Origin of the sequence: Kitasatospora sp. NPDC052868 (assembly GCF_044547105.1) — a bacterium.
GTDB lineage: Bacteria > Actinomycetota > Actinomycetes > Streptomycetales > Streptomycetaceae > Kitasatospora.
This window is the reverse complement of the sequence record NZ_JBITZW010000030.1, coordinates 1-14,094: the sequence shown is the minus strand read 5'-3', so window position 1 is coordinate 14,094 and position 14,094 is coordinate 1. Positions and strand designations below refer to the sequence as shown.

The window sequence follows — 14,094 nt, the reverse complement described above, 5'->3', positions numbered from 1 at the left end:
AGCGAGCCAATACGCACAACAAGCGACCAGCCTACCGGGCAGGCCGACGAGGGTCAAAATCCTCAGCGCTCGCGCTCCACGCGGCTGACGTCCCAGACCGGGTCCGGGGCCTCGTACACCCGCCCGTCCGAGCCGAACACCAGGAAGCGGTCGAAGGTCTTGGCGAACCAGCGGTCGTGCGTCACACAGAGCACCGTGCCGTCGAAGGCCTCCAGCCCGGCCTGCAGCGCCTCGGCGCTCTCCAGGTCCAGGTTGTCGGTCGGCTCGTCGAGCAGCAGGGCCGTCACGCCGGAGAGTTCGAGCTTGAGGATCATCAGCCGGGCCTGCTGCCCGCCGGACAGCGACTCGAACTTCTGCTCCTCCTGGCGGTCCAGCTCGTAGCGGCGCAGCGCGCCCATCGCGGCGCCGCGGCTGAGCGCGTGCTCCTCCTCGACGATCGAGCGCACCGTCCGCCCGAACAGCTCCGGGTGGGCGTGGGTCTGCCGGAAGTGGCCGGGCACCACCCGGGCGCCGAGCTTCCAGCTGCCGGTGTGGGCGACCGTCTCGTCCCCCGCCAGCAGCCGCAGGAAGTGCGACTTGCCGGAGCCGTTGGAGCCGAGCACGCCGATCCGCTCGCCGTAGAAGACCTCCAGGTCGAAGGGCTTCATCAGGCCGGTGAGCTCCAGCTGCTCCATGGTGAACGAGCGCATGCCGGTGCGCCCGCCCTTGAGCCGCATGGTGATGCTCTGCTCGCGCGGGGGCTCCTCCGGGCGGCCGGCGTCCTCGAACTTCTTCAGCCTGGTCTGCGCGGCGGCGTAGCGGGTGGCGAGCGCGTGGCTGACGGAGGCCGCCTGGCGCAGGGTGACCACCAGCTTCTTGAGCTTGGCGTGCTCCTCGTCCCAGCGCCGGCCGAGCTCCTCGAAGCGCGCGAAGCGGTCCTTGCGGGCCTCGTGGAAGGAGTCGAAGCCGCCGCCGTGCACCCAGACGCTGCTGCCGGCCGCGCCGGACTCGACGCTGATGATCTTCTCGGCCGTCCGGGAGAGCAGCTCGCGGTCGTGGGAGATGTACAGCACCGTCTTGGAGGTGGCCTTGATCGCCTCCTCCAGCCAGCGCTTGCCCGGGACGTCCAGGTAGTTGTCCGGCTCGTCCAGCAGCAGCACCTCCTCGGGGCCGCGCAGCAGCGCCTCCAGCACGAGCCGCTTCTGCTCGCCGCCGGAGAGCGTGTTCAGACCGCGCCACTGGGACTTGTCGAAGGGCATGCCGAGGGCCGCCATGGTGCAGACGTCCCAGTCGGTCTCGTAGTCGTAGCCGCCGACGTCCGCCCAGTCGGAGAGCGCCTGGGCGTAGGCCATCTGCGTCTTCTCGTCGTCCTGGGCGATCATCGCCAGCTCGGCGGCGTCCACCGCGCGGGCCGCGACGGCGATCCGCTCGGGGGCGACGGAGACCAGCAGGTCGCGGACGGAGGCGTCGGCGGCGAGCGCGCCTGGCGTCTCGCGCTGGTCCTCGCGGCCGGTGGTGCCGACGAACTGGCGCATCACGCCGAGGCCGCCGCTGATCGTCACCGTGCCGCCGTGCGGCTGGATGTCGCCCGCGATCATGCGCAGCAGCGTGGTCTTGCCGGCCCCGTTGGCGCCCACCAGGGCGACCGCGGAGCCCTCGCCGACCCGGAAGGACGCGTCGTCGAAAAGCACCCGCCCGTCCGGCAGGTAGTACTCAAGGTGCGAAATCTCGACGTGTCCCATACGTCGGATTTTGCTACGTACAGGCCGACGGACCCAAATGCATTTCGGTCCGCCGGCCCGCGGTCAGCCGTCGGACCGCCCGAGCACGAAGGCGGCGAGCCGGTCCAGGCCCTCCTCGATCTCCTGCGGCCGCAGGTGGCTGAAGGAGAGCCGGATCACCCGGCGCGGCTCCGGGTCCGCGTAGAAGTGGTGCAGCGGCGTCCACAACACCCGGTGCAGCTGCGCGCTGGACTCCAGCAGCGCGTCGTCGGCGGCGAAGGGCACGGTGAGCAGCACGAAGAAGCCGCCCGACGGGGTGTTCCAGGAGACGCCGGGGGCCTTCTCCCCGCCGAACCGCCGCTCCAGCCCGTCCAGCACCTGGCGGAGGTTGCTCCGGTAGGTCCCGATCTCGCGGGTGTTGGCGGCCCGCAGGCTGCACCCGTTCTCCAGCAGCTTCCCGGCGATCACGGCCTGGGCGATCGGCGAGGTGTTCACCGTCACCATGCTCTTGATCTTGGCGAGCTGGTCGGCGAGGGTCTCCGGGCCGCCGTGGCCGCCCGCCACGCGCTGGTCCGCGAGCACGTAGCCGACCCGGGCCCCGGGGATCCCGGTCTTCGCGAACGACCCCAGGTAGACCACCCGCGCGGCGTCGTCGAGCGACTTGATCGTCGGCGGGCCGTCCGGGTCGCCGAGCAGGCCGTAGGGGTTGTCCTCCAGGATCAGGAAGTCGTGCTCCGCGGCCAGCTCCAGCAGTCGGCGGCGGGCCTCCAGGCTCAGCCTGACCCCGCTCGGGTTGGCGAAGTCGGGGACGACGTAGCAGGCGCGCGGGGTCAGCCCGTCCGCCTTGGCCCGCTCCACGACGGCGACCAGGTGGTCGAGGTCGATCCCCTCCGGGGTCTCCTCCACCGGCAGCACCGGCATGTCGACCAGCTGGGCCGCCCCGTGCATCCCGACGTAGGCGGGCACCACCGACAGGAGCACGTCGGTGTCGCGGCGGCGCAGGGCGCGCAGCGTCAGGTACAGGGCCTCCTGGCAGCCGACCGTGACCACGATCGACTCCGGGTCCGCCGTGATGCCCTCGTCCACCTCCAGGTGCCGGGCGATCAGCTCGTGGATGATCCCCTTGGTGCGGCCGTACTGCATGACCGTCCGGCTCACCGCGGCCTCGTCGCCGCCCAGGCGCTCCGCCAGGTACCGGCGGTAGGTCTCCAGGTGGCGGTGGATGTCGTCGAGGTCGAAGAAGCCCTCGTACGGGCGCCCGGCGGCGAAGGAGATCGCGTCCGGATAGCGCTGCGCCACCTCGTTGAGGAAGTTCATGGACTCGCTGACCGGCGACCCCAGGGACTCGTGGAGGGTCCCGAGGGCGAGTTCCACCGCTTGGCTGTTCATCGTGCTGAACCACTTTCGCTGTCGTAGTCGGCGCGGACGGTGCGCAGCAGCCGGGCGGCGGCCGGCGAGTCGCAGCCCGCCAGGCCCAGCGCGTCCCGGATCTCCTCGGCGAGGAGCCGCAGGACGGTGTCGGCGCCCGCCTCGCCGCCGACCGCCAGTCCCCAGAGCAGCGGACGGCCCAGCAGGACGCCCGACGCACCGAGGGCCAGGGCCTTCAGGACGTCCGTACCGGTGCGGATCCCGCTGTCGAAGAGGACCTCGACGCGGTCGCCGACGGCCTCGCGCACCGCGGGGAGCATCGTGCTGGCCGGGACGGCGCCGTCCAGCTGGCGCCCCCCGTGGTTGGAGACCACCACTGCGTCGACGCCGTGGTCGGCGGCGAGGCGGGCGTCCTCCGGGTCGAGGATCCCCTTGAGGATCAGCGGCAGGCGGGTGCGGGCTCGCAGGCGCTCGACGTGCTCCCAGGTCAGCGCCTCGGTCATGGCGACGCTGGTGTGGGCGGCCACCGCGGAGGTGCCGGGGCGGGCCGTGTGCGCCTCGGAGCCGGTGCCGGCCGAGAGGTTGGCCGCGGTGACGTCCGCGGGCAGGCTGAACCGGTTGCGGATGTCGCGCAGCCGCCGTCCCATCCACGGGACGTCGACGGTCAGCATCAGGGCCTCGCAGCCGGCTTCCTCGGCCCGGGCGACCAGGTCGAACAGCCGGGCCTCGTCGCGCAGCCAGTAGAGCTGGAACCAGCTGCGGCCGGCTGCGGCGGCGACCTCCTCCAGCGGGTGGCTGCTCAGCGTCCCGATGGTGAACGGGACCCCGGCGCGGCGGGCCGCGCGGGCGGTGGCCAGTTCGCCCTCGGGGTGGAGCAGCCGGTGGTAGGCCACCGGTGCCACCGCCAGCGGCAGTGCGGCAGCGCGGCCGAGCAGGGTCGTCCCGGCGGTGCAGCCGGAGACGTCCCGCAGGATGCGGGGCACCAGGTGGACGCCGTCCAGCGCGGAGCGGTTGGCCGCCAGCGTGAGTTCGCGGCCGCTGCCCCCGGCGACGAAGTCCCAGACGTCCTTCGGCACCGTGGCGAAGGCGGCGCGCTCGACGTCAGCGAGGCAGACCGGCTCGTCGGCCCCGACGCCGGCAAAGGCTCCGGCGGTGGTGGAATCCGTTGTCACCACGGGCTCCTGACGGTCCGCGGGGTCCAGTGCGCAGCCCGGAAGGCTCAGTGCCCGGTCCGGAACGCTCACTGCCCGGTGCCGCTCTGCTTGGACCTCTCCAGCTCGACGGCCTCGTAGAGCGCCTTGATGTTCGAGCTGCCGAAGGTCTCGGCGCCGATCCGCTCGATCACCTCGAAGAAGAGGGTACGGCGCGGGTGGGTGGAGCGGGTGAAGATCTGGAACAGCTGGCCGCCGTGGTCCTCGTCGACCAGGAGGTTCAACTCCCGCAGCACGTCCAGCTCGTGGTTCTTCGGGGTGATCCGCTCGGTGAGCAGGTCGTAGTACGAGCCCGGAGTGGTCAGGAAGGCGACCCCGCGCTCCCGGAGGGCGCGGACGGAGCGTGCGGCGTCCTCGACCGAGAACGCGATGTGCTGGACGCCCGAGCCGTCGTGGCTGGCGAGGAAGCCGTCGATCTGGCCCGGTTCGGCGGTGGTGTCCGGCTCGATGATGGTGAACGTCACCTCGCCGGAGGCGCTCTGGACGACCTTGGAGATCATCGCCTGCGGGCCGACGACGATCCGCTCCTCGAAGATCTCCCGGAAGCCCAGCACGCTCCGGTAGAACTCGACGGTGGGGTCGAGCTCGCCGGCGTTCACGCAGACCGCGAAGTGGTCGATCAGCTGCGCGCCGACCGGACCGGCGCCGCCCTGGCCCTGCCCGGCCGCGGCCGATCCGCCCGACCCGGCAGACCCGGCCGACCCGGCTGCCGGCTCCGCGACGAAGCCCGGCGGCAGACCGGGCTCCCCGTCGGCGCCGCCCTGGACGAACGTGTGGACCAGGTCGCCGAAGCCGGCGATCGTGGCGGCGGGCGCCGGGCCGGGCCGGCCGACCGGGTTCGCACCGCGCTCCACCGCCGCGGCGAAGGCGCCCGGGGCGTCCGCGGTCCGCAGGGCGATGTCCGCGACGCCCTCGCCGTGGCGCCGGACGTAGCCGGTGGCCGGGTGGTCCTCCGCGGTCCCCTCGGTCAGGACCAGCACGACCCGGCCCTGCCGAAGCGCCGTGCTCCGGAATCCCAGCGCCTCGGATCCGCTTCTGCCGATCACCTCGAACGCGTAGTGGTCGACCCACTCCGCGGTCCTTGCCTCAAGATTCTCGACATAGAACTCGACATACTCGATACCGAGATCGGCGGGGAAGACGGATCCGTCCACGATTTGCACGCCTCTAACTTGTTCGTGAGTCACGGCAGTTGTGCCGCGACTTGGTTCGACCGAGGGAAGGAGAGGCTTGCCTCAGCTCTCCTGCACGGCGGCGACGAGGCTCTTCGGCCGCATGTCCGTCCAGGACTCCTCGATGTAGTCGAGGCATTCCTGGCGGGCCGCCTCGCCGAAGGCCTTATTCCAGCCGTCGGGCACCTCGGCAAAGGCCGGCCAGAGCGAGTGCTGCCCCTCCGCGTTGACCAGGACGAGGTAGCTGCCGTCCGGGTTCTCAAACGGATTCGTCATTGTTGGAGCCTTTCCGTGGTGGTTCGATGGGGGATCCGGAGATGCCCGCGGGAATATCCGGGCATAGCGGGGCCGACGAATGCGGGGAGGCGCACCCGTTGGCTCACGGACGGAACATCGGATCGGCGATCAGACCCTGATCGCGGAGTCGATACGGAGGAAGAGGTCTCGGAGCACGGCCTCGGCGTGCTCCACGAGGTAGAAGTGGCCGCCGTCGAAGGCGCGCGCGGCGAAGCCGGCCCGCGTCACCGCTGACCAGGATTCCATTGAATCCTCGCTCAGCTCGGCGTCCTGGCTTCCATAGTAGGCATAGACAGGAGCGTCCACCATGGCATTCTCAGCCTCAGGGGCCCGATAGCGCTCGATCAGCCGGTAGTCGGCACGGATCGCCGGCAGGATCAGCTCCCGCAGGTCCGCGTGCTCGAAGGTGCCGGCCGCCGTCCCACCCAACAGGCCTACGTCCTCGATGAGTTGAAGGTCACTCGCGTCGGCGAGCCCACGCGGCGCCTCCCGCCCGGGACCGGCCCGGCCGGAGACCGCGAGGGCCGACAGGGTGACACCACACTCGGCCTGGAGGCGCACGGCGACCTCATGGGCGACCGATGCGCCCATGCTGTGGCCGAAGAACACCAGCGGCGCGTCGGAGAATGGGGAACATTCGCGCACCAGCGGTTCCACGAGCTCCGCCATCGTCTCGACCGGCGGGTCGAGCAGACGGTCCTCCCGCCCCGGATACCGGACCGCCACAATTTCCACACCATCGGGCACGAATCCGTCCCATGAGCGGAAAAAGCTTGCCGCGCCGCCCGCGTGGGCGAAACAGACGAGTCGGATCTTCGGGTTCGAAATCGGACGTACGGTCCGAAACCATCGACCGGTCGGTTCTCCGCCCCTGCTGTACATAACAACCCTTCCAGCCCGAACTTCGGGCCGCCCCCGTGCATGGCAAATCACCAGGAGGACACTCCGGCGACAACCGGACGGAACATCGGTCCGGCAATCGGGCGGAATGGGGCAGGAGTTTGAGAACGGCGCCCCCCAGCCCCTCCTGTCGCGGACGCACAATCGTGGCCGCACGGATTCAGCTGATCACAGCCCGGTGGATGCGGTCAAGGCAAGATCGGTCATATTCGATCAACTACGGTCGCGGGCGATCGACAGTCAGCTATGCTTCTCGACTGCCTCTGTGATCCGCCGTCAGCCTGGCTGCCGCCAGGCGGTCGTTCACGGCCGGAGGCACCTCAAGAGGGCTGGCCCAGCGGGCCGGCTGCCGCGTCGGGAGGGACTGCGGCACGCCCCCCGCAGCCGACCGCCCCTCTACGCACGCGGACACGCGGACGGGCCATGGCGGTGACGACCTCGCCCCGGCCCGCGTCCGGAATGTGGAATAGAACACACCTGTAGGCGAACGGTGGCAGGCCCACCGATGAGTCGAGCGTCACAGGATCCACCGGACGTCCCGTCACCACAGGCACACCATGCCGCCCCTGCTCCCAGGTGCACCCGCACCCGGGCGCCGGGGCCGGTCGCCGACGCTCGCCGCCGTCACGCGCGAGGTCAGGCCACCCACGGGTCACCACCCGACGAAGAACGCTGACGAAACCGGAGCGCCGAAGCATGTTGGACACCCAGGCCGAGACCCTTCCCCTGCTCGCCGGCCAGTCCGGCATGTGGTTCGCCCAGCAGCTGGACCCGGCGAGCCCCGCCTACCAGATCGCCGAGTGCGTGGAGATCCACGGCCCCGTCGACGCCCGGCTCTTCGAGCTGGCCCTGCGTCAGGTCCTCCACGAGGCAGAGGGCTTCCGGCTCTGCTTCGTCGAATCCGACAACGGCGTCCGCCAGCGCATCAACCCCTACACCGACTGGCCGCTGCACCTGGTGGACGTCTCGGCCGAGCCCGACCCGTGGGCCGCCGCGCAGGCCTGGATGTGGACCGACCTGAAGCGCCCCTGCGACCTCCAGCAGGGCCCGCACTTCACCATGGCGCTGCTGCGCGCCGGCGAGAACCGCTTCATCTGGTACCAGCGCGCCCACCACGGGGTCGTCGACGGCTACAGCGGTTCGCTCATGGCGGCCCGCGCCGCCGAGCTCTACACCGCCCTGGTCGAGGGGCGCCCCGACGAGGGCAGCCCGCTCCCCCCGTTCCAGCACCTGCTGGACGACGAGGCCGTCTACCGCGGCTCCGAGCAGCACGCCGAGGACCGCCGGTACTGGCTGGAGCGCCTCGCCGACCGCCCCGAGCCGGTCAACCTCGCCGGCCGCTTCGCGCCGCCCGCCCGCGGCCACCTGCGCCACACCGTCGACCTCGGCGTCGAGCACTCCGCCCACCTGAAGGCCGCCGCCCGCCGCCTCGGCGTCGGCTGGTCCGCCTTCGTCCTCGCCGCGACCGCCGCCTACACCCACCGCCTCACCGGCGCCCACGACGTCGTCCTGGGCATGCCCGTGATGAGCCGCTCGGGCCGGACCATCCGCGCGATCCCCGGCATGCTCACCAACGTCCTGCCGCTGCGCCTGACCGTCGGCCCCGAGCTGACCCTGGTCGAGCTGGTCAAGCAGACCAGCGCCGCCGCCCGCCAGGACCTGCGCCACCAGCGCTACCGCTACGAGGAGATGCGCCGGGAGCTCGGCCTGGCCGGCGCCTCCGGACCGCTCGTCGGCGCCACCGTCAACATCCAGGCGTTCAACTACGACCTGACCTTCGGCGGACACCCGTCCACCGCCCACAACCTCACCAACGGCCCGGTCGAGGACCTCTCCTTCGTCGTCTACGACCGCGCCGCCGGGCAGGGCATGCTCTTCGCCCTCGACGCCAACCCCTCGGTCTACGACGCCGAGCAGGTCGCCGAGCACGCCGACCGCTTCATCCGCTTCCTCGACGCGCTCGCCGCGGCCGACGAGCACCAGCCGATCGGCCGGGTCGAGCTGCTGACCGGGGACGAGCGCCGGCGGACGCTGACCGAGTGGAACGACACCGCGGCCGCCGTTCCGGGCAGGGTGCTGCCGGAGCTGTTCCAGGCCCAGGTCGCCCGCACCCCCGAGGCCACCGCCCTCGTGTTCCAGGACACCGAAGTCCCCTACACCGAGCTGAACGAGCGGGCCAACCGGCTCGCCCGGCTGCTGATCGAGCGCGGGGCCGGCCCCGAGCGGCTGGTCGCCCTGGCCGTGCCGCGCTCCGTCGAGATGGTGGTGGCGCTGCTCGCCGTCATCAAGACCGGCGCCGCCTACCTGCCGGTCGACCCGGAGTACCCGGCCGAGCGGATCGCCTACATGCTGGCCGACGCCGAGCCGGCCCTGGTGCTGGCCGGCACCCGGACCGAGGCCGGCCTGCGCGCCGCCACCCCGGCGCCCATGCTCGTCGTCGACGCCCCGGAGCTGGCCGCCGAGCTCGAACGGTTCCCCGCCACCGACCCGACCGACGAGGACCGGACCGCCCCGCTGCGCCCGGAGCACCCCGCCTACGTGCTCTACACCTCCGGGTCGACCGGCCGCCCCAAGGGCGTCGTCGGCCTGCACGCCAGCGCCGCCAACCTGCTGACCGCGATCGCCCGCAGCTACCCGTACCGGCCGGGCGCGCCGACCCTGGCGAAGAGCTCCATGAGCTTCGTCGACGGCTCCACCGAACTGCTCGGCTCGCTGCTCCACGGCGACCCGGTCGTCCTGGCCGACGCGGCATCCGCCAAGGACCCGCTGGCCCTGGCCCAGTTGATCGCCCGGCACCGGATCGGCCGCATCACCGTCGTACCGAGCCTGCTCGCCGCCCTGCTGGAGGTCGGCACCCCGCTGCTGGCCTCGTGCACCCACTGGGTCACCACCGGCGAGAACATCCCGCAGTACCTGGCGGAGCGGTTCGCCGAGGCGCTGCCGAACGCCCGGCTGCTCAACTTCTACGGCGCCTCCGAGACCAGCGGCGACGTGCTGTTCGGCGACTGCGGGGCGACCGAGACCCCGATCGGGCGACCGATCGCCAACACCCGGGTCTACGTCCTGGACAACTCGCTGCAGCCGGCCCCGGTCGGTGTGACGGGTGAACTGTACGTCGCGGGCGCCGCGTTGGCGCGCGGCTACCTGGGCCGTCCGGAGCTGACGGCCGACCGCTTCGTGGCCGACCCGTTCGGCCCGGCCGGCGGACGGATGTACCGCACCGGCGACCTGGTCCGGTGGAGCGCGGCGGGGAGCCTGGAGTTCGCCGGCCGGGCCGACGCGCAGGTGAAGATCCGCGGCTTCCGGATCGAGCTCGGCGAGGTCGAGTCGGCGCTGGCCGGCCACCCCTCGGTGGGCCGGGCCAGCGTCGTGGTGCGCGAGGACCGCCCCGGGGACCAGCGGCTGGTGGGCTACGTCGTCCCGGCCCCGGAGACCGCGGAGGCCTTGGAGTCCGCTGTGCTGGTGGACGGCGAACTGCTGCGCAGGCACGTCGCATCCGAGCTGCCGGAGTACATGGTCCCGAGCGCGGTGGTGGTGCTGGACTCGCTTCCGCTGACGCCCAGCGGGAAGGTCGACCGGCGGGCACTGCCCGCGCCGGACTACGCGGCCGGCGCCTCCGGGCGCGCGCCCTCGTCGCGGCAGGAGGAGATCCTCTGCGAGGTCTTCGCCGAGGTGCTCGGTGTGGCCTCGGTGGGCGTGGACGACAGCTTCTTCGAGTTCGGCGGCCACTCGCTGCTCGGGACGCGGCTGATGAGCCGGATCCGTGCGGTGCTGGGTGTCGAGGTCGGCATCCGCGCCCTGTTCGAGGCCCCGACCGTCGCCGGCCTGGCCGCCCGTCTGGGCGGGGCCGACGCCGCCCGGCCCGCGCTGACCGCCGGCGAGCGCCCGAGCGTGGTACCGCTGTCCGCCGCCCAGCGCCGGCTCTGGTTCCTCGGCGAGCTCGAAGGCCCCAGCGCCACCTACAACATCCCTGCCGCGCTGCGACTGACGGGCGCCCTGGACCGGGACGCCCTGCGGGCCGCCCTCGGCGATGTCACCCGGCGCCACGAGGTGCTGCGCACCGTTTTCCGCACCGCCGACGGCCGGCCCCACCAGCACGTTCTCGACCCCGCGGCGGTCTCCCTCGACCTGCCCGTCACCTCGCTTACCGAGGCCGAGCTGGAGCAGGCCCTGGCCCGCGCGGCCGGGTACGTTTTCGATCTCGCCGCCGAGGTGCCGCTGCGCGCCGAGCTGTTCAGCGTCTCCGCGAACGAGCACGTGCTCGTCCTCGTCGTGCACCACATCGCGGGCGACGGCTGGTCGATGGGCCCGCTGGCCCGGGACCTCTCCGAGGCCTACGCCGCCCGGCTCGCCGGCCACGCCCCCGCGTGGCAGCCGCTGCCGGTGCAGTACGCCGACTACACGCTGTGGCAGCAGCAGCTCCTCGGCGAGGACACCGACCCCGAGAGCGTCCTGTCCCAGCAGCTCACCCACTGGCGCAAGGCCCTGGCCGACCTGCCGGAAGAGCTCCAGCTGCCCACCGACCGCCCCCGCCCGGCCATCGCCACCCACCACGGCGCCACCCTGCCCCTCCAGGTCCCCGCCGAACTCCACCAGCAGCTCGCCGACCTGGCCCGCTCCCGCGGCGTCACCCTCTTCATGGTCCTCCAGGCCGGACTCGCCACCCTCCTCAACCGCCTCGGCGCCGGCACCGACATCCCGCTCGGCACCCCCATCGCCGGACGCACCGACGAAGCCCTCGACGACCTCGTCGGCTTCTTCGTCAACACCCTCGTCATGCGCACCGACCTCAGCGGCGACCCCACCTTCGACGCCCTCCTCAGCCAGGTCCAGGACGCCGGACTCGGCGCCTTCGCCAACCAGGACATCCCCTTCGAACGCCTCGTCGAAGAGCTCGCCCCCACCCGCTCAATGGCCCGGCACCCGCTCTTCCAGGTCGTCCTCACGCTGCAGAACACCACCGCGGCCGTCGTCGAACTCCCGGGCCTTGCCACTGAGTTGGTGCCGACCGGGCAGGCCCCGGCCAAGTTCGACCTGGACTTCCAGCTGAACGAGTCCTTCGACACCACCGGCCGGGCCGCCGGCCTCCACGGCCTGGTCACCTTCGCGACCGACCTGTTCGACCAGAGCACGGCCGAGGCGATCGCGCAGCGTTTCGTGCGGGTGCTGCGTGCCGCCGCCGCGGAGCCCGAGCAGCCCGTCAGCCGCATCGAGATCCTCGACGCCGACGAGCGCGCCCTCATCCTCACCGGCTGGAACGACACCGCCCGGGACCTGCCGACCGGCACCCTGCCCGAGCTGTTCGAGGCCCAGGCGGCCCTGACGCCCGACGCCACCGCCGTGGTGTTCACGGACACCCGGCTCAGCTACGCCGAGCTGAACGCCCGCGCCAACCGCCTCGCCCACCTGCTGACCGAGCACGGCGTCGGCCCGGAGCAGCTCGTGGCACTGGCCCTGCCGCGCTCCGCGGAGATGGTGGTGGCGCTGCTCGCCGTGCTCAAGGCCGGCGGCGCCTACCTGCCCATCGACCCGGACTACCCCGCCGACCGCATCACCTACATGCTCGGCGACGCCCGGCCCACCCTGGTCATCACCAGCCGGTCCGTCCAGGACACCCTGCCCGACGGCACCGCGCGGATCGTCCTCGACGACCCCGACACCGTCGCCCGAGTGGCCGGCCTCGACGCCGCCAACCCCCGGCCCGGCCTGCTGCCGAACCACCCCGCGTACGTCATCTACACCTCCGGCTCCACCGGCCGCCCCAAGGGCGTCGTCGTCCCGCACGGCAACGTGGCCCGTCTGCTGTCCGGAACCGACCACTGGTTCGACTTCGGCACCGGCGACGTGTGGACGTGGTTCCACTCCTTCGCCTTCGACTTCTCCGTCTGGGAGCTGTGGGGCGCCCTCCTCAGGGGCGGACGCCTCGTCGTCGTGCCCTTCGACGTCTCCCGCTCCCCGCAGGACTTCCTCGGCCTCCTCGTCCGCGAGCAGGTCACCGTCCTCAACCAGACCCCCTCCGCCTTCTACCAGTTGATGCAGGCCGACGCGCAGAACCCCGACCTCGGCCGTCAACTCGCCCTGCGCACCGTCGTCTTCGGCGGCGAGGCGCTCGACCTGAAGCGTCTGCGCGACTGGTACAGCCGCCACCAGGACGACGCCCCGCTGCTCGTCAACATGTACGGCATCACCGAAACCACCGTGCACGTCAGCTACATGGCCCTCGACTCCGCCATCAGCGCCGACGCCGGCATCGGCAGCGTCATCGGCGTCGGCATCCCCGACCTGCGCCTGTACGTCCTGGACGGCGGGCTGCAGCTCGTCCCGGCCGGCACCGCCGGCGAGCTGTACGTGGCGGGTGCGGGTCTGGCCCGCGGCTACCTGAACCGCCCGGGCCTGTCCGCCGAGCGCTTCGTCGCCGACCCGTTCGGCGAGGCCGGTGAGCGGATGTACCGCACCGGTGACCTGGTGCGCTGGCGCGCGGACGGCACCCTGGAGTTCGCCGGCCGCGCCGACGACCAGGTGAAGATCCGCGGCTTCCGCATCGAGCTCGGCGAGGTCGAGTCCGCGCTCGCCGCACACCCGGCCGTCGCCCAGGCCACCATCACCGTCCGCGAGGACACTCCCGGCGACAAGCGCCTGGTCGGCTACGTCGTCCCGGCCCAGGGCGGCGACACCCCGGGCGACGACCACGCCACGCTCACCGCCGGCATCCGCGGCGACCTCCAGCAGCACCTGCCGGAGTACATGGTCCCGAGCGCGATCGTGGTGCTGGAGGCCCTGCCGCTGACGGCCAACGGCAAGCTGGACCGCAAGGCCCTGCCCGCGCCCCGGTACACCGCCGCCACGGCGGGCCGCGCGCCCCGCACCGTGCAGGAGGAGATCCTCTGCGGCGTCTTCTCCGAGGTGCTCGGTGTGGCCTCGGTGGGCGTGGACGACAGCTTCTTCGAGCTCGGCGGCCACTCCCTGCTCGCCACCCGCCTGGTCAGCCGGATCCGTGCGGTGCTGGGTGTCGAGGTCGGCATCCGCGCCCTGTTCGAGGCGCCGACCGTCGCCGGCCTGGCCGGACGCCTCGGCGGAGCCGGCACGACCCGGCTCGCGCTGACCGCGGGTGAGCGCCCGAGCGTGGTGCCGCTGTCCGCCGCCCAGCGCCGGCTCTGGTTCCTCGGCGAGCTCGAAGGCCCCAGCGCCACCTACAACATCCCTGCCGCGCTGCGACTGACGGGCTCCCTGGACCGGGACGCCCTGCGGGGCGCGCTGCACGACGTGCTGGCCCGCCACGAAGTCCTGCGCACCGTCTACCCGACCCACAACGGGCAGCCCCACCAGCGCATTCTCGAAGCGACGGCGGTCGCCCTCGACCTGCCCGTCACCTCGCTTACCGAGGCCGAGCTGGAGCAGGCCCTGGCCCGCGCGGCCGGGTACGTCTTCGACCTGTCCACCGAGGTG

At 72.3% G+C, this 14,094-nt stretch carries 7 protein-coding genes; 1 reads left to right on the top strand and 6 read right to left on the bottom strand.

The features are described 5' to 3' along the window. Window positions 1-62: 62 nt before the first annotated feature. The 6 genes from ACIGZJ_RS32570 to ACIGZJ_RS32545 all read right to left on the bottom strand — a co-directional run bounded on the left by ACIGZJ_RS32570 (window position 63) and on the right by ACIGZJ_RS32545 (window position 6,630). Complete coding sequence (locus ACIGZJ_RS32570; RefSeq protein ID WP_396460664.1) at window positions 63-1,721, bottom strand: ABC-F family ATP-binding cassette domain-containing protein; 1,659 nt, start codon at window positions 1,719-1,721, stop codon at window positions 63-65. A gap of 63 nt (window positions 1,722-1,784) precedes the next feature. Then, entirely contained in the window at window positions 1,785-3,089 is a 1,305-nt protein-coding gene (locus ACIGZJ_RS32565) for a PLP-dependent aminotransferase family protein (protein WP_396460663.1), read from the bottom strand. Beyond that, window positions 3,086-4,240: an alpha-hydroxy acid oxidase gene (locus ACIGZJ_RS32560; RefSeq protein WP_396460662.1), complete on the bottom strand. Its 1,155-nt coding sequence runs from the start codon at window positions 4,238-4,240 to the stop codon at window positions 3,086-3,088. The genes ACIGZJ_RS32565 and ACIGZJ_RS32560 overlap by 4 nt, the downstream gene beginning before the upstream one ends. A 68-nt stretch (window positions 4,241-4,308) precedes the next feature. Continuing rightward, window positions 4,309-5,433 (bottom strand): 4-hydroxyphenylpyruvate dioxygenase, encoded by a 1,125-nt coding sequence (gene hppD, locus ACIGZJ_RS32555; protein WP_396460661.1) that lies wholly within the window; start codon window positions 5,431-5,433, stop codon window positions 4,309-4,311. Between the two features lie 81 nt (window positions 5,434-5,514). Further along, complete coding sequence (locus tag ACIGZJ_RS32550; RefSeq protein WP_396460660.1) at window positions 5,515-5,727, bottom strand: MbtH family protein; 213 nt, start codon at window positions 5,725-5,727, stop codon at window positions 5,515-5,517. Window positions 5,728-5,856: 129 nt separating this feature from the next. After that, window positions 5,857-6,630 carry a thioesterase II family protein gene (locus ACIGZJ_RS32545; RefSeq protein WP_396460659.1) on the bottom strand — a complete coding sequence of 258 codons (774 nt, stop codon included), beginning with the start codon at window positions 6,628-6,630 and terminating at the stop codon, window positions 5,857-5,859. A 714-nt stretch (window positions 6,631-7,344) separates the two neighbouring features. On the opposite strand from ACIGZJ_RS32545, the gene ACIGZJ_RS32540 reads away from it, so the two are divergent. After that, a partial coding sequence (locus ACIGZJ_RS32540; protein ID WP_396460658.1) for an amino acid adenylation domain-containing protein occupies window positions 7,345-14,094 on the top strand: 6,750 nt, incomplete at its 3' end.